Here is a 16,797-nt window from a genome sequence, read left to right as displayed (position 1 = left end):
TAAAAAATGGCAATTACAGATAGAGTTAAAACAGTATTAGAAAACATCAAAAACATGCCCTTAAACAGAAAATTAGCTCTTGCAGGGCTTACTCTTATTGTTTTTGCTATAATTTTAACTTTATTCCTATGGTTGCCCAAACAGGATTATCAGGTTTTATACAGTAATCTTTCTGCTGAAGATGCTGGGAATGTTATAAATAAGCTTAAAGAGAAAAAAGTTCCCTATCAAGTAAAAGACAATGCAATATATGTTCCTTCTCAGAAAGTTCATGAGCTGAGACTTGAGCTTGCTTCACAGGGAATTCCATCAGGAGGCGGAGTTGGTTTTGAGATATTTGATAAAACTCAAATAGGGCTTACTGAGTTTTCTCAGCGTGTAAATTATATAAGAGCTCTACAGGGTGAACTTCAAAGGACAATAAAACAGCTTCAGGAAGTTGATCAAGTGAGAGTTCATATAGCCATTCCAGAAAAATCAATTTTTACAGAAAAAGAAGATCATCCAACAGCATCTGTGGTTTTAAAGCTTAAGCCAGGCAGAGCTCTTTCAAAAGAACAGGTGTCAAGCATAGTTCATCTTGTCTCAAGCAGTGTTGAAGGTCTTTCTCCCCAATATGTAACAGTAGTTGACCAATATGGGAATCTTCTTTCTGCACCAAAAGACTCAACTCAACTTGCAGAGGCTACGCATATTGAATATAAAAGAAATATTGAAAAAACATATGAGAAAAACATTCAGAGCATGCTTGAAAATATAGTAGGCAAGGGGAAAGCAATAGTCAGAGTTTCTGCAGATATAGATTTTTCAAAGGTTGAAAAAGTTGAAGAAAAGTATGATCCTGATACAATTGCGATAAGAAATGAACAGCGTACACAGGAAAAGACAATGTCACCTCAGCAAGGAGGAATCCCCGGGGTGCTATCAAATCAGCCGGGACAACCTCAGACAGGCGCTACCCAGCAGAACATACAGTCTCAAAAACAACAGGAAAGTATAAATTATGAAGTAAGTAAAAGTATAAGCAAAATTTTGCAGTCCACAGGTCAAATAAAAAAGATATCTGTTGCTGTTCTGATAGATGGAATTTATAAGGAAGAAAAGGGTAAAAAAGTTTATGTTCCAAGAAGTGATGAAGAAATTAAAAAATATCAAGAGCTTGTTCAGGCATCAATAGGATATAATAAAGAAAGAGGAGATTATGTGATAGTTGAGAGCATTCCATTTGAGATTGTGCCCGAAGAAAAACCAGGTATTGATTATTGGGGGATAGCAACAACAATTCTTAAATATCTGATACCTCTTGTTATTATTGCGCTTATAATTCTTTTTGTTGTCAAACCCATTATTGAACTCCTTAAAAAACCTGTGGAAGAAAAAATTAAGAAAAAAGAGATTGTTATATCAGAAGAAGCTGTGCCTCCTGTAATGAAAGAAAGAGACATCAGAGAAGAGATAAGACACATAGCAAGAACCAATCCTAAGAAAGTTATTGCAATACTGAGAGAGTGGATAACTGAATAATGCAAAGCAAATTCCCGAAAAGATAGTGGAGATTACAGATGAGGAAATTTTCAGGGGTAGAAAAAGTTGCTGCTCTTCTTTCTTTAATTGGCGAAGATGCAGCAACAGAACTTTTTAAACATTTTGACCCTATTGAGCTTGCCAGAATTATTCCTATGATGTCAAGAATAAAGCTTACTCAAGAAGAAGCTGAGGCAATTCTAAATGAGTTTGCCGAAAAAGTTGGCACTGCTCCGGTCATGGTTGATGAAGAGTATATAAAAACAATACTTACAAAAGCATTTGGAGAAGAACAGGCAGCAAAGCTTATAAGCAAGATAGAAAGTGGTGCTTCTGCTTTTGATATTTTGAGGTGGCTTGATTCATCTGCGATAGCAACAATGCTTCAGAGAGAGCATCCTCAAACTATAGCAATTATACTTGCTCATTTAGAACCTACACAGGCAGCAGAAGTTTTAAGCAAGTTTCCTGAACAGTTTAAAATAGAAATTTCTCAAAGAATTGCAAATCTTGAACAGATTTCTCCTACAATTTTGACTGAACTTGAAGACGTACTTCAGAGCCAGCTGCGTTCATATACGCAATCAAGAAGAATAGGAGGAGTAAAGACAGTTGCTGAAATACTTAATCAGATGGACAGAACAAGTGAGGAACTGATTCTTAAAAATATTGAAGAGAAAGACCCAATTTTAGCTGATGAAATTAGAAAACTTATGTTTACCTTTGAAGACCTTATCTATGTTGATGATAGAGGTATCCAGACAATTCTTAAAGAGATCTCAACTGATGACCTTGCACTTGCACTGAAAATGGCATCAGAGGAATTAAAAGAAAAGATATTTAAGAACATGTCAAGTAGAGCAGTTGAGATTCTTAAAGAGGAAATGGAAGCAAAAGGACCTGTGAGAGTCTCAGATGTTGAGAAGGCTCAGATGAACATTGTGAGAGTCGCAAGAAAACTTGAGGAAGAGGGTAAAATTGTAGTTGGTAAAAGAGGAGGTGAAGCAATTGTTACCTGAGGATATTAAGCCTTATGTTCCTTTATCCTTTGATGAAAATAAGAAGATAGCAATTGACAAACACGAAAATAACTTTGATGAAGACCTTATAAAAAAAGGTTATGAACAGGGGTTTAACAAGGGATATGAAGTTGGATATAATGAAGGTCTTAGTAAGGGTTATGAAGAAGGATTTAATAAGAGTCAGAAGGAGATAAAAGAAAAATCAGATGAATTTCTCAGAGCAACTCAATTTTTTAAAAACATAATAAAAGAATTATCTCTTTTTAAAGAAAAACAAATAGAATTTTTTCTTCCACAGATTTTAAAATTTGCTTTTAAAATAGCAGAAAAAATTGTAGCCACAAAGATTTCCCTTGACAGAGAAGTAACTTTTTCAATTGTCAAGGAAACTTTAAAATCTGTTCCTTTTAATGAAGACAGGATTATTATAAAGCTTAATCCAGAGGATTATGATTTCATTGCAAACAAAATTAATGAACTTGACATTGACAAAGCAAAACTTCAAATAGAGTCTTCTCCTGATATAACAAAAGGAGGATGCTGGATTGAAACTCAATCTCAGCACATTGTATCAACAATTGAGCAGAGGCTCAAGGAGATAGAGAATGCTCTCAATTCAGTCATTTCTCAGCAAAGCTGAAGAAGTTTTGGAAGAAATAAGTCCGATTAAAATTTATGGTAAAGTAACAAAGGCTGTCGGACTTATTGTTGAGAGTGTTGGAATAGATGCAAGCATTGGAGATATTTGTGAGATTATCACTGATGAAAACAGTGTTGAAGCAGAGGTTGTTGGATTTAAAAATGGAACTATTTTGCTTTCTCCTCTTGGTGAAGTTTACGGGATAAAAGCAGGAGCAACAATTGCTGTAAAGGGAAAACAAAGTTACATCCCCTTAAATAATGATATTCTTGGAAGAATAATTGATGGAACAGGAAATCCTATTGATGGTGGAGTTTCATTAAAAGGAAAGCCCTTTCCAATATATAAGGAAGTTATAAATCCTCTTGAAAGAGAAATAATTAAAGAACCTCTTGACCTTGGCATTAGAGCAATAAATGCACTCATAACATGTGGTAAGGGACAGAAAATTGGGATTATGGCAGGAAGCGGGGTTGGTAAAAGTGTTTTACTTGGAATGATTGCGAGATATACTTCAGCTGATATAAATGTAATAGCACTGATTGGTGAGCGAGGCAGAGAAGTAAGAGAGTTTATTGAAAATGATCTTGCTGATGGATTAAAGAAGTCAGTTGTTGTTGTTTCAACCTCTGATACGCCAGCCCTTGCACGCATCAGAGGTGCCTTTTTAGCTACTGCCATAGCAGAGTATTTCAGGTCAAAGGGAAAACATGTACTTTTACTTATGGATTCACTTACCCGTTTTGCAATGGCACAGAGAGAAATAGGGCTTGCAGCAGGGGAGCCTCCAACAATGAAAGGATATCCTCCAAGTGTTTTCAATTTAATGCCAAAGCTTCTTGAAAGAGTGGGAGTTACAAAAAATGGTGGCTCCATAACAGGAATTTACACAGTGCTTGTGGAAGGAGATGATCTTACAGATCCTGTTGCTGATGCAGCAAGAGCAATTCTTGATGGTCATATTGTGCTGAGCAGGGAGCTTGCTAACAGGAATCATTATCCAGCAATTGATCCACTGAAAAGTATAAGCAGACTGATGAAAGATATTATTGAGGACAGACACCTTAAGTATGCTCAAAGGCTTCTTGAACTTCTTGCAACCTATGCAAGATATGAAGACATCATAAACATTGGTGCATATAAAGAGGGAACAAATGCACAGGTTGATTTTGCCATTAAGATGATGGACAGAATAAACAGATTCTTAAGGCAGGATATAAATGAAAAGGCTACTTTTCAGGATAGCCTCATTCAGCTTTACAATTTATTTGAAGAGCAATGAATATGAACGCTTTAAATATGATACTCAAATTAAGGGAATGGGAAGAAGAGCTTGAAAAACAGAAGTTTATAGGGATTCTCACTGAAAGGCAAAGAATGGAGGGATACTTAAGAGAGCTTGAGGAAAGATTTCGCTCTGTTGGTTTTCTTAAGGAGTCAAATTCAATGGAGCTTCTTTCAATTTATAATGAAATGCAGTATCTTTTGACACGGTTAAAGGAAGCTCAGGAAATTATGCAAAAAATAGATGAGGAATTGCAAGCTCAGAGACAGATTTATGAGGAAGCCTTCAAAGAAAGAAAAAAGATTGAGCAGCTTTATGATAGGCTTATTAACACCATAAAAATGCAACGACAGAAACTTGAAGAAAAACTCATTTCTGATGTTTTCATAAGTCGGCTAAGGAGTTAATAATGTTTAAGAGAGCAATTATTTTTTCCATATTAATTCTTGTTTTAGGACTGGCAGCCGGCACCTTAATTGGACAGCAGACATCAAATAAACAGCCTGCGAGCATAGAAGAAGACAGACTGAAGATTCTTCAGCAAGACCTTGCTAAAAAAACTGAGGAGTTGAAAAAACTAAAAAGTGAAATTGATGCAAAGATAAAGCAGCAGGAGGAACTTAAGGCTCAGCTTGAAAAATCTCAGCAGGAAAACTATCAGAGGCTTGCCAAAATATACGAAGCAATGCCTCCAGAGGAAGCTGCATCAAGAATTGAAAAGCTTGATGAAGACACTGCTGTAGCACTTCTTCTTGCAATAAAGCCCCGTCAGGCAGGAAAAATTCTTGCCAATATAACTCCTGACAAAGCAGCAGCCCTTTCAAAAAGAATCGTTTCAATAAAGGAAAAGGCATCCAGGTAGGAAAATTTTTCCTTCATAATCTGCTTTTTTCAATATAAAAACCCTTCAAAATCAATAAATTAAAACTGGCATAAAGATTGAATTATTTTTTGCATGATGTTAACAGGAAATATAAATCTGGATGCATTAAATTTAATAAAAAATCAGATGGCTGTAACAAGTAAATCCACTGGATTTGATGACCTCTTCAATGAACTTCTGAAGCTTCTCTTTGAAAATAAAGACATCTCAACTGCTTCTTCAGCAAACAGTAATCCCTTTATTCTTCCCTTTGTCTCTTTCCAGAATTTCCTATTTCAGGACATTACAAATTTTCAGGAACTCTTTCAGCCTTCAGAGTTTTCTTCTGAACTAAAAGCCTCTCTCAGTCTTCTTCAGTCAGGTCAGATAGATATAAAAGAATTGAGCAGTCTTTTGCAAAATCTTAATCCTCAGAATACCAGAAATGAAATTCAGAGTTTAATTGAAAGTTTAGATGCAAAAATTCTTTTAAATAAAGAAACCCTACAGTCAAATAGTTCAAAGTTGTCAGAGATAGTTCAAAATTGTTCAAACAAAGTTAATTCCGAGCAATTTCTCTTTAATTCTGAATCATTCAGTTCCTCTCACGGTAAGCTCAGTGCTGGATCTCCTTCCACTTTACTGTTAAATATTGTTAAAACCTATTCAGAAAGCAGTGGTAATAACTCAGAGTTTCCGAATACTGAACTGATAAAGAAAACTCTCAATAACGAAGAAGTGTCATCGCAATTAAACATTTTTCACAATATTCAAGGAAAAACCCGTGAGGATGTTCAGCAAAAAATTGAACTTCCCTTTACCCGGCTAAGTCAGGTTTCAGATATAATTGTTAAGGCATTATCCAGTTCTCAGAAAACCATAATAGTGCAGCTTGAACCACCAGAGCTTGGTAAAATTTTAATTAAACTTTCCATGGACAATGCAGGTTTGAGAGCTGATATGAAAGTTGACTATCCTCATGTAAAGGAAGCTCTCACAGGACTTATTCCAGAAATTAAAAGCAATCTTCAAGCTTCAGGACTAAAGGTATCTGATTTTCTGCTTGATTTAATGAAGGATAATCGTGGATACTCCGATTCCTACAATGGTCAGGGACAGAGAAAATACAGAGGTAATCAAAAATTTTTTGAATACTTTGTATGATAGGGAGGGATAGAAAATGGCAGATGTAACAAGTATATTTGATAATCCACTTTACACAGTTCAGCAAAAAACAACTGCAACAGGAAACAACCAGATAGACAAAGAAGCATTTTTAAAGCTTCTTACAGCACAACTGAAATATCAGGATCCACTGAATCCAATGGACAATACAGAATTTGTGGGACAGCTCGCAATGTTTTCAGCACTTGAGCAGATCATTAATATTGGAGACACATTAAATAGTTTTGTCTCTACCAAAACAAAGGGAGATGCAATGCTGCTTGGAGCAAGTTTAATTGGAAAAACTATTACAACTACATCTTCAGAAGAATTCACAGTAAAAGGAGTAAGCTATCAGGATGGAAAGCTTAAAGTTGATGTGGGAAGTAAAACCCTAACGCTTGATGAAATAAATGGTATAAAAGCCTGATGAGGAGGTGATACTGTGTTAACATCACTTTTTACAGGAATAAGTGGACTGAATGCAAATGGGCTTGCCCTTTCAGTAATAGGAGATAACATTGCCAATGCAAACACTGTTGGTTTTAAAGCAAGCAGAGCCAATTTTGGAGACATACTTAGTCAGACACTGGGTGGAGCATCAGCAATGCAGGTTGGTCGTGGAACAATGATTATTGATATTCAGAAGATGTTTACGCAGGGAACTCTTGAGACCACATCAAATCCCCTTGATCTGGCAATAGAGGGAGATGGATTTTTTGTAGTAAGGCAACTTAATGGACCAACCTATTACACCCGTGCAGGACAGTTCAGACTTGACAAAGATGGATATGTTGTTGATCCAAATGGATACAGACTTCAGGCATATCAGATGGATGCAACTGGCAGTGTCACAGGTGAGATAAATGATGTATATCTTGCAGGATTGATGAGCGAACCTTCAGCAACAAATAAAATAAATATGCAGGTAAATCTTGACTCCAGGGATGATACCAGAACATGGAGTTTTACTCCAGGAGCAAATCTACCAAATTCAGCAGTATATAATTTTTCAACAGCAATAACAGTGTATGACAGTCTTGGTAATCCTCATCTTGTTTATACATATTTTGTAAAGACTACAGCAAATCAATGGCAAGCCCATGTAATATACAATACCAGTGCAACAGGAACGCCAAATTATGTAGAAATGGACTTTGCAGGAACACAGCCAATAACCTTAACTTTTGATGCAGATGGAAAACTTACCACAGTTACACCAGCGAATCCTACAGGAACATTTGATTTTACTGCTTGGGGAGCAGCAGCTAATCAACAAATAGCATTTGATTTTACAAACTCAACTCAGTACGGCTCACCAAATGCTGTTGTATTTCAAAATCAGAACGGATACTCTTCAGGAAACCTGATTGCCATTACAGTTGATCAGGATGGAGTTATATCGGGTGTATTTACAAACGGTCAGGTAAAAAAGGTTGCTCAGGTTGTTCTTGCAAAGTTTGTTGCAGCCCATAATCTTACCAAAGTGGGAAAAAATTTATTTCTTGAATCATATGGTTCAGGCGGACCTACTTACGGAGCACCTGGAACAGTAGGAGTTGGCTCAGTATATGCAAACTCTCTTGAATCAAGTAATGTTGACCTTGCTGAGGAGTTTATAAGAATGATTGCAGCACAGAGAGCTTATCAGGCAAATGTGAGAGTCATTACAACAACAGATAATATGCTCAATGAATTGATGAATATTGTGAGATAATTGTATTGCTATATTTTAAGGACCCATTATACTTCTCTAATCTCCATTGTGGCGTCCTGATGCGGTTCTTTTGTTGTAATTCCGAGTTTTTATGTCATCCTGAGTTTTCCACTGTGTCATTCTGAACCGAAGGTGAAGAATCTCATCCTCAACAAAAGTAGACCCATTGCTATTGCTCTGGGTGACAGAAAAGTATCTATCTGGGAAGATAAAATTACAAAGTAATCAGGTATGAACCTTTATCTTAATAAATCTTCTTTTGCCAATTCTTACAATATATTCTCCGGCTGTAAGCTTAATATCTGGATTTGTTATCTGCTCATCATTCACCCTTATTCCACCTTGCTTGATGAGCCTTACAGCCTCTGAAGTGCTTTTTATGATACCACTTTCTTTAAGAATTTTTGGTAGCCATACACCTTGTTTTTCTTCTTTTATTTCTACAGTTTCAATTTCCTCGGGAATCTCCCTTTTCCTGAAAAGCCTGATAAAATTCTCCCTTGCTTTTTCTGCATATTCTCTGCCATGATATCTGTTTACAATTTCAAAGGCTAAGGATTCTTTCGCATCTCTTGGATTTATTCTGCCTTCCTTTATCCCTATTTTAAGCTCATTAAGTTCCTCAATTGATATATGGCTTAAAAGTTCATAATATTTGAGCATTAACTCATCATTTATTGACATTAACTTCCCAAACATTTCATCAGGTGGTTCATTTATCCCAATGTAGTTTCCAAGACTTTTTGACATCTTCTGTACTCCATCAAGTCCTTCTAAAAGAGGCATAGTTATTATTACTTGCTCTTCCATTCCATACATCTTCATAAGCTGTCTTCCCATAAGAAGATTAAATTTCTGATCAGTTCCGCCGAGTTCTATGTCAGCTTTGAGATATACTGAGTCATAGGCTTGAAGAAGTGGATATAGAAATTCAAGGATTGTAATTGGTCTTCCTTCAGTAAACCTCTTTTTGAAGTCTTCTCTTTCCAGCATCCGTGCCACTGTCTCTGCACCTGCAAGTCTACACATATCAAGTGCTGTCATAGAAGCAAACCATTCACTATTGAATCTTATATCTGTTTTTTCAGGATGAAGTATTTTAAAAACTTGTTCTTTATATGTTTCTGCATTTTTTAAAACTTCTTCTCTTGTAAGAGGTTTTCTTGTTTCTGTTTTTCCTGAAGGGTCTCCAATCATTCCTGTAAAATCCCCAATTAGAAAAATTACTTCATGCCCGAGTTCCTGAAACTGTCTCATTTTTTCAAGTAAAACTGTATGTCCAAGATGAATATCAGGAGCAGTTGGATCAAAGCCGACTTTTATTCTTAATGGTTTTTTATCTTTGTATGCTTTTTCAAGCTTCTTTTTAAGGTCTTCTTCAAGAATTATTTCAACAGTGCCTCTTTTAATTATTTCAAACTGTTTTTCAGGTGGTAACACAGCTTCCTCCTTTAAAAAGAATGCTCTTTATCAGGAAACTCTCCTTTTTCAACTTCTTCTTTGTATTTTATTATTGCCTTTAAAACATCTTCTCTCAGATTGGCATATTTTTTTACAAATTTAGGTGTAAATTTTTCAAAAAGTCCAAGAAGGTCATGAATTACAAGAACTTGTCCATCGCAGTGCACACCTGCACCAATTCCTATTGTAGGAATTTCAAGGCTTTCTGTAATCTCTTTTGCAAGTTCTGAAGGAATTACCTCAAGAACAATTGCTACTGCACCTTTATCCTGTAATCTCAAGGCGTCCTCTATTATTCTTTTTGCCTGTTCTTCTGTTTTGCCTTGAAGCCTGTATCCACCCATTCTGAGAAATGCCTGAGGAGTAAGTCCAAGATGACCTATAACTGGAATCTCAGCTTCGGTTATTGCTTTTACATGAGATAGTATTTCTCTGCCCCCCTCAAGTTTAACAGCATGAGCACCAGCTTCTTTAATTAATCTGCCTGCATTTCTTACAGCCTCTTCAATACTTACCTGATAGGACATAAAAGGCATATCAGCTACAACCATAGCTCTTTTTGTTGATTTGACAACTATTTTTGTATGATAGAGCATATCATCCATTGTTACCGGTAAAGTAGTTTCATTTCCTTGAACAACCATTGAAAGAGAATCTCCTACTAAAATCATGTCTATTCCAGCTTCGTCAACAAGATGGGCAAAGGGATAGTCATAGGCAGTTAACATTGTAATTTTCTGTTTTTCTTTTTTCTTCATTAGCAAATCTGTAACTGTAAATCTCATTTTTGTGTCCTTCTTAATGCTTTAAGCTGTAGTTGAAGACTTTTCATTCCTTCCCACTCATTAATTGATGGTGTAAATGCTGCATCAATCAGTGAGCCTTCTAAAATTTGTGCATCTCCCATATCAAATCCTATTGCTCCGATGGTATTTCCATTTTGTCTTAAAAACATTTTAAGATGATTATTTCCTACTTTTCTTAAATTTAACACAGTAAGTTCCTTTGCTCCAAAAAGAGGTTCCCGATTGCCCTCGCCAAAGGGTTCAAGAAGAGATATTTCTTCTGCTACCTTTTCTGTAACCTCATTCAGATTTACAGCAGCGTCAAGAAGAAGTATATTTTTATCATCCCTTACTATCTCTTGAGCAATAAGACAGAGTTTTTCTTTAAAGGCATAGAGATTATCTTTTAAAAGAGTCATTCCTGCTGCCTGCTTATGTCCCCCAAATCTTATAAGTAAATCCTTAGAAGCATTTAAAAATTCCTGTAGGTCTATCCCTGCTGGACTTCTTGCAGAACCCTTTGCCTTTTCTCCTTGAATAGATAATATGAAGGCAGGTCTATTGAATTTATCCATAAGCTTACTTGCTACTGTACCAACTACTCCAGGATGCCAATCTCCCCATAGAACTATAACAGGCTCATCATCAAACTCCTTAGAAAGCTTCTCTTCAACTTCTGCCATTATTTTTTCTTCAGTTTTTTGCCTCATAGAATTAATCTGATTTAACCATTTGCTCAGGCTATCAAGCTCAGATTCATCTTCAGAAATTAAAAATCTAACTACATCTCCTGCTTGGTCTATTCTGCCAGGTGCATTTATTCTTGGGATAAGACAGAAGCTTAAATGAAAACCTCTGATGGAGTTTGAATTTATTCCTGCAATATTCTTAAGCATTTTTATAGAATTTCTTACAGGAGAGTCAATCATCTCCCATCCGTGTTTAATAAGTGTTCTATTAGCATGGATAAGTGGAACCATGTCAGCATAAGTTCCCAAAGTTACAAGGTCTAAATATCCGAGTGCTTCTTCACGACTTAAAGCCATAGCAAGCATAAAGGCAACCCCAACTCCAGCAAGATAGTTGTAATAGGGCTTGCCATCAATTTTTGGATTTATTACTGCTAAAGCATGAGGAGTAACAACTTCTTCATTTAATCTCAAAGGTTCGTGGTGGTCTGTAATTATAACACCAATGCCTTCTTTATTAGCATATTCCACTGCTTCAAAATCTCTTATCCCGCAGTCAACTGTTATTATGAGTTTTGCCCCGATTTTTTTTGCTTCTTCTATGCTTCTTATACTTAATCCGTATCCATGTTGTATTCTATGTGGAATATGGTAAAAAACTTTTGCTCCCTTTTTTATGAGAATATCGTAAAGTATGGCTGTTGAGGTTAAACCATCTGCATCATAATCACCGTTAATTAAAATTTTAGTTTCTGATTTTATTGCTGCATCTATTATTTTTGTGGCTTCATAAATTCCTGTAATTTCAAAAGGATCAATATTATCTATGTTGGGATTAAGAAAGGAATATATCTCATCAATATCTTTAAGTCCTTTTGATAGTAAAACCTGTGCAGTTGGAATAGTTATATTCAGAGACTTTGATATATATTGAAGATACTCCTGATTTGTTTTTACAACAACCCATTCTGAATACTGCATTTTATCTCTTGATTAGAGAGTTTTTACCAAGAAGAAGGACAACAGGACTTGCCACAAAAATGGAAGAGTATGTCCCCACTAAAATTCCCAGTATCATGGCAAGGGCGAAATCATGCAAAACTTCTCCACCGAAAAAGAATAATGCCACTGCTGCCATTAAAGTTGTAAGTGATGTCACTATAGTTCTTGATAAAACTTCATTTATGCTTTTATTCATCAAAGCTTCAAGAGTCATTGTGCCTTTTGCAACTTTCCCAAGATTTTCACGAATTCTATCAAATACTACCACCGTATCTGTAAGAGAATAACCGGCGATCGTAAGAAGAGCACTAATAAAAATTAAGTTTATTTCCTTATCAAGAATATAAAAAATTCCAAGTACCGCCATTACATCATGAAAAGTTGCTACAGTTGCACCAATGGAAAAATGAAATTTAAATCTGATTGCAATATAAATAAGAATGCCTGCTGTAGCTGCTAAAATTGCAAAAAGAGCATCCCTTTTTGTTCTTTCACCTATTTTAGGTCCTATCTCAGTAACTGATTCAATAATAGGCTCTTTAGCAGTGAGATTTTCTTTTAATGCTTTTTCAATGGTATCCTGTATGCCTTCCTGCTGTTTTTTAAGTTTTATAAGAATCTTTTTTTCTGTTGGCAGTTCCTGTATATCTGCATCCTTTATCCCTGCCTTATCTAAAACAGTTCTTACTTCAGCAAGGGTTACAGGTTGGGAAAATCTTATCTGAAGACTTAAACCTCCTGCAAAATCTACTCCAAGATTTGCTTTACCTGCATGAATCTGAAATATAGCAAATATACCAAGAATTATCATTATGCATGAAAGCGCCAGGGCAATATATTTTTTCCCAAGAAAATCAATATTTGTCTTGCCAAGAATCTGTATCATATGCTCAGGCTCTTACGCTCCTTTCCTATGTATATGAAGTCAAAAACTGTTTTCGTTCCAATTAAAGCAGTAAAAAGATTTATAGCAACGCCCAAGGACAGAGTAACAGCAAAACCTTTTATAGGTCCAGAACCAAAATGGAAAAGCACTGCTGCTGTAATAAGCGTTGTCACATGAGAGTCAAAGATGGTCCAGAATGCCTTTTTATAACCTGTTTCTATAGCTGCCTTAGGAGTTTTGCCCAGTCTCAATTCTTCTCTTATTCTTTCAAACATGAGCACGTTTGAATCTACAGCCATGCCAACTGCAAGAGCAATGCCTGCAATGCCTGGTAATGTTAGTGTAGCATTCAAAGCAGCTAATGCACCAATAAGAAGAATAATATTAAGTATCAGAGCAAAATCAGCGATAACTCCACTTAGACGATAATAGATAATCATAAACAGAGAAACAAAAATTGATGCTATGATTACAGCCATTTTCCCTGCTTCAATTGAGTCTTTACCCAATGTTGGACCAACTGTCACATTTTGAATAAGCTTTACAGGTGCTGGAAGCGCACCTGCTCTTAAGACTATTGCCAAATCTTTAGCTTCTTCAAGAGTGAAACTACCTGAAATCTGGGCATTACCACCTTCAATTTTTTCTTGAATTACAGGAGCTGAATAGAGATTCCCATCAAGTATTATTGCAAGTCTTCTCTTTACATATTTACCTGTGATATCTTCAAAAATTTTTGCTCCTGCGTCATTGAATCTTAAAGATACATAGGGTTCATTAAATCTCTGGTCAATACTTACATGAGCCTCTGCAAGAAGGTCACCTGTAAGAAGCACATCTTTTTTGACAATATATGGTCTTTTATAAACCTCTCCTGTTTCTTTGTTTACAATCTTCTGGAAAACTATTTCATCGCTTTCTGGAAGCTTAGACTTCCATTGATTTAAAAAAGTATCTTCCTCTCCAGCCTTTATTAATGAAGGAAGTTGTTTCCAGAGAGTTGTTTCCTCATCAAGAAGTTTAAACTCAAGCTGGGCTGTTTTTCCTATTATTTCAAGAGCTTTTTTGGGGTCCTTTACCCCTGGCAGTTGCACAACAATCTCATTTTCTCCCTGTTTGTGAATTGCAGGCTCTGCAACCCCGAGTTGGTCAATTCTATTACGAATTACTTCTATTGCCTGCTCAACTGATGTTGTTTCAACTCTTTTAAAGGCAGTTTCTGGAAGTTCGCAGATAATATTGCCACCATGTTCAGAAATTGAAAGGTCTGCATAGTTTTCTTTAATAATTTTTTTAACATCTTCATTCACAGGCTGAATAAATATCTTTTCTCCTTGAACTTTTACAGAAGGTTTTAGCCCCTTTTTTTCAAGAAGGCTCTGAAGATGCATGCCAATTCTCTCAACTGTTATTTCTCTTGCTCTTTTGAGGTCAACCTCAAAAATCAGATGAGAACCACCTCTAAGGTCAAGTCCGAGAACAATTCCTTTGTGTGGAAGATTCTTCTTCCACCACTCAGGCATATAGCTAAACAAAGGTGTATTCGGTAAAAAGAAAATAATTGCAAGAATAACAGTAAAGGCAATAAGAGCTATTCTAAGGTATATGCCTTTTCTCATGAAAACTTATTAATCCTCGTCTGTTGCAGGTCTTAGTGCAGCGATTGACTGCTTTGAAAATTTTAATTTCACATTTTCAGCAACCTTAAGAACCACTGTATTTGGATTTACACTATCTACTACACCGTAAAGTCCACCCACTGTTATTACCTTATCGCCTCTTTTAAGATTTTCAAGCATCTGCCTATGTTCTTTTGCTCTTTTTTGCTGTGGTCTAATTAGAAGAAAATAGAAGACAACAATAATTAATACCAGGGGTAAAAGGCTTGCAACGAGACTCATTATTGGATCTCCTTGACCGCCACCTTGAGGTGCAGGTCCCATTGCAAAAGCATCTGTTATTAAATTCAATAAATACATAATTCACCTCCGAAAATTTTTAAATCTTTTTATAGTAGCAATCTTGAACAAAAAATGGCAAGTTATATAAGCTTTTTCTTATTTACCGATAAAATTTATTCTATTTTGACAGTTTCTCCTATTTTTATTTTTAAAATTTTTGTTTGAATTTTTTGCTCTGCGATTTCGTTTTCAAACTCTTCAACAGTTCCGTTAAGCATAGGAAAAGTGCCAAAGTGCATGGGGATTACCATTTTTGGATTAACAAATTTTGTTGCAATAGCTGCTCTTTTTGGTCCCATGGTGAATTTATCTCCAATACATACCATCATAATGTCAACTTTGTACATTAAGCCAAGTAGTTTCATGTCCTCAAATAAATCAGTATCTCCTGTATGATAGAGTGTTGGTCCATTTTTTATTGAAATTAAGAAACCACCAGGATTTCCTCCATAAATAAGACTTTTGGGTGAATCTGGAATTTCTAAAGCAGAACTATGAACTGCTGGCACAAATAGAATTTTAACTTCTCCGTTAAGCAGAGTTATTTCTCCACCAAAATTACCTGTAGTTTCATAGCCAAACTGTTTTTCAGGATATCCTGCATATTTAACTATAGCTTTCCCTAAATCATATGTAGCAACAAGTTTAGCCCCTGTTTCCTTAGCTATTTCTATAGAATTTCCAATGTGGTCTCCGTGAGCATGGGTTAATAGAATAAGATCAACTTTAGGGAGTTCTTTTAGATGTCTTTTACCTTCTTTATTTGCAGGGTTAGTAAGCCATGGGTCTATTAGTAATACTTTGCCATTTGGAGTCTGGATTTTGAAACTTGAATGTCCATACCATGTTATTTCCGTAGCTCCAAAGGAGGCTACAGGTAAAAGAATAATCAACAATAGAAAAATTAATTTTTTCATGATATTCCTCCTATACAAGAGAATATAGTTTTTAATTATATCAAAAATAATTTAGAAACAATCCAATACTTTCAAAATAAAGTGTGGTCAAAAAAATTATAACCCTTAGTTTGTAACAACTTAAATGCTGTGTAACATGTAAATTATTAAAAAAACAGCTATTGCAAGGAGAGAAATCACAAGGAGGATATCAAGCAAAACTGAATGCTGATAGGTGTCTTTATCAATCTGTTTTTCAACTTTTTTATATCTGATAAAAGCAAGAAAACCCATAATAGCTCCAAGAGAAACCAAGAATATACCAAAGAATGAAGAGTATCCTGAATGAGGCATTGTGGAGATTTCTTTGCCAATAAAAATAGAAAACTGTTTTACAAAAAGAGCAAACTTTTCAACAACAAATCCAAATGCCATTATCCCAATACTTGTTCTTATCCATGCAAGAAAGGTTCTTTCATTTGCAAGATGAACTCTTCTGTTACGGATTTTTGGATGAATGTTTTCCTGTTCATTCATTTTTTAATTCTAAAATAAATATTAAAAAAACCACAATGAAATATTAATCAGCCGTAGTGTAAAATATCATCATAGTATCATTGTATATAGTCATTTTAGAACTTGTTGAGCAACTATTCGTAACTATTATGTATCTCTAATATCAAAAACTAAATTCCTGAATTAAAATTTTTTAGGAGTGTGTCACTTGGTGCAAACCCTTGATTTTACTTGATGGAGCTGAGGGGAGTCGAACCCCCGACCTCTTGAATGCCATTCAAGCGCTCTCCCAACTGAGCTACAGCCCCGATTTATAAAATTAACATATATACACATTTATTTGTCAATTACTATTAATTTTTCTTACTTTTTTAAGGTATAATTAAA

At 35.5% G+C, this 16,797-nt stretch carries 17 protein-coding genes and 1 tRNA gene; 9 read left to right on the top strand and 9 right to left on the bottom strand.

What is annotated here, in order from left to right; all coding sequences use genetic code 11:
- Positions 1-6 precede the first annotated feature (6 nt).
- From fliF to flgE, 9 genes are all read left to right on the top strand, one after another.
- Positions 7-1,524 carry a flagellar basal-body MS-ring/collar protein FliF gene (fliF, locus tag FLY87_RS02905; RefSeq protein WP_012546552.1) on the top strand — a complete coding sequence of 506 codons (1,518 nt, stop codon included), beginning with the start codon at positions 7-9 and terminating at the stop codon, positions 1,522-1,524.
- A gap of 38 nt (positions 1,525-1,562) precedes the next feature.
- Positions 1,563-2,543, top strand: a complete 981-nt coding sequence (fliG, locus tag FLY87_RS02900; RefSeq protein WP_012545416.1) for a flagellar motor switch protein FliG — start codon at positions 1,563-1,565, stop codon at positions 2,541-2,543.
- A complete protein-coding gene (locus tag FLY87_RS02895; protein WP_012546479.1) occupies positions 2,533-3,186 on the top strand; it encodes a FliH/SctL family protein in 654 nt (217 codons plus the stop codon). Before fliG ends, FLY87_RS02895 begins: the two co-directional genes overlap by 11 nt.
- Positions 3,152-4,468 carry a FliI/YscN family ATPase gene (locus FLY87_RS02890; RefSeq protein WP_141266270.1) on the top strand — a complete coding sequence of 439 codons (1,317 nt, stop codon included), beginning with the start codon at positions 3,152-3,154 and terminating at the stop codon, positions 4,466-4,468. Before FLY87_RS02895 ends, FLY87_RS02890 begins: the two co-directional genes overlap by 35 nt.
- Before the next feature lie 2 nt (positions 4,469-4,470).
- Positions 4,471-4,878, top strand: a complete 408-nt coding sequence (locus FLY87_RS02885) for a hypothetical protein (RefSeq protein WP_181405967.1) — start codon at positions 4,471-4,473, stop codon at positions 4,876-4,878.
- A 2-nt stretch (positions 4,879-4,880) separates the two neighbouring features.
- Positions 4,881-5,333 (top strand): MotE family protein, encoded by a 453-nt coding sequence (locus tag FLY87_RS02880; protein WP_141266268.1) that lies wholly within the window; start codon positions 4,881-4,883, stop codon positions 5,331-5,333.
- 96 nt (positions 5,334-5,429) lie between these two features.
- A complete protein-coding gene (locus FLY87_RS02875) occupies positions 5,430-6,497 on the top strand; it encodes a flagellar hook-length control protein FliK (protein ID WP_181405966.1) in 1,068 nt (355 codons plus the stop codon).
- A gap of 16 nt (positions 6,498-6,513) precedes the next feature.
- Positions 6,514-6,927, top strand: a complete 414-nt coding sequence (locus tag FLY87_RS02870) for a flagellar hook assembly protein FlgD (RefSeq protein ID WP_141266267.1) — start codon at positions 6,514-6,516, stop codon at positions 6,925-6,927.
- Positions 6,928-6,942: 15 nt separating this feature from the next.
- On the top strand, positions 6,943-8,214 hold the full coding sequence (flgE, locus tag FLY87_RS02865) for a flagellar hook protein FlgE (RefSeq protein WP_141266266.1): 1,272 nt from the start codon (positions 6,943-6,945) through the stop codon (positions 8,212-8,214).
- A gap of 225 nt (positions 8,215-8,439) precedes the next feature.
- On the opposite strand, the gene tyrS is transcribed toward flgE, so the two are convergent.
- The 9 genes from tyrS to FLY87_RS02820 form a co-directional block, all read right to left on the bottom strand.
- Positions 8,440-9,654: a tyrosine--tRNA ligase gene (gene tyrS, locus FLY87_RS02860; protein ID WP_028842243.1), complete on the bottom strand. Its 1,215-nt coding sequence runs from the start codon at positions 9,652-9,654 to the stop codon at positions 8,440-8,442.
- Between the two features lie 11 nt (positions 9,655-9,665).
- Entirely contained in the window at positions 9,666-10,460 is a 795-nt protein-coding gene (gene panB / locus FLY87_RS02855) for a 3-methyl-2-oxobutanoate hydroxymethyltransferase (RefSeq protein ID WP_012545863.1), read from the bottom strand.
- Positions 10,457-12,130 (bottom strand): single-stranded-DNA-specific exonuclease RecJ, encoded by a 1,674-nt coding sequence (recJ, locus tag FLY87_RS02850; RefSeq protein ID WP_012546723.1) that lies wholly within the window; start codon positions 12,128-12,130, stop codon positions 10,457-10,459. Before recJ ends, panB begins: the two co-directional genes overlap by 4 nt.
- Position 12,131: 1 nt before the next feature.
- Positions 12,132-13,037 (bottom strand): protein translocase subunit SecF, encoded by a 906-nt coding sequence (secF, locus tag FLY87_RS02845; RefSeq protein ID WP_012545001.1) that lies wholly within the window; start codon positions 13,035-13,037, stop codon positions 12,132-12,134.
- Positions 13,034-14,656 (bottom strand): protein translocase subunit SecD, encoded by a 1,623-nt coding sequence (gene secD, locus FLY87_RS02840; protein WP_141266265.1) that lies wholly within the window; start codon positions 14,654-14,656, stop codon positions 13,034-13,036. Before secD ends, secF begins: the two co-directional genes overlap by 4 nt.
- 9 nt (positions 14,657-14,665) lie before the next feature.
- Positions 14,666-15,016: a preprotein translocase subunit YajC gene (gene yajC / locus FLY87_RS02835; RefSeq protein WP_141266264.1), complete on the bottom strand. Its 351-nt coding sequence runs from the start codon at positions 15,014-15,016 to the stop codon at positions 14,666-14,668.
- A 95-nt stretch (positions 15,017-15,111) separates the two neighbouring features.
- Positions 15,112-15,915 carry a metal-dependent hydrolase gene (locus FLY87_RS02830; RefSeq protein WP_141266263.1) on the bottom strand — a complete coding sequence of 268 codons (804 nt, stop codon included), beginning with the start codon at positions 15,913-15,915 and terminating at the stop codon, positions 15,112-15,114.
- Between the two features lie 120 nt (positions 15,916-16,035).
- The gene (locus FLY87_RS02825) at positions 16,036-16,431 is read right to left on the bottom strand and encodes a YidH family protein (protein WP_141266262.1); all 396 of its coding nucleotides are present in this window, start codon (positions 16,429-16,431) and stop codon (positions 16,036-16,038) included.
- A 214-nt stretch (positions 16,432-16,645) separates the two neighbouring features.
- A tRNA-Ala gene (locus FLY87_RS02820) sits at positions 16,646-16,718 on the bottom strand.
- Positions 16,719-16,797: the final 79 nt, after the last annotated feature.

This window comes from Thermodesulfovibrio sp. Kuro-1 (genome assembly GCF_006538445.1).
Classification (GTDB): domain Bacteria; phylum Nitrospirota; class Thermodesulfovibrionia; order Thermodesulfovibrionales; family Thermodesulfovibrionaceae; genus Thermodesulfovibrio; species Thermodesulfovibrio yellowstonii.
This window is presented reverse-complemented; position numbering and strand designations above follow the sequence as displayed.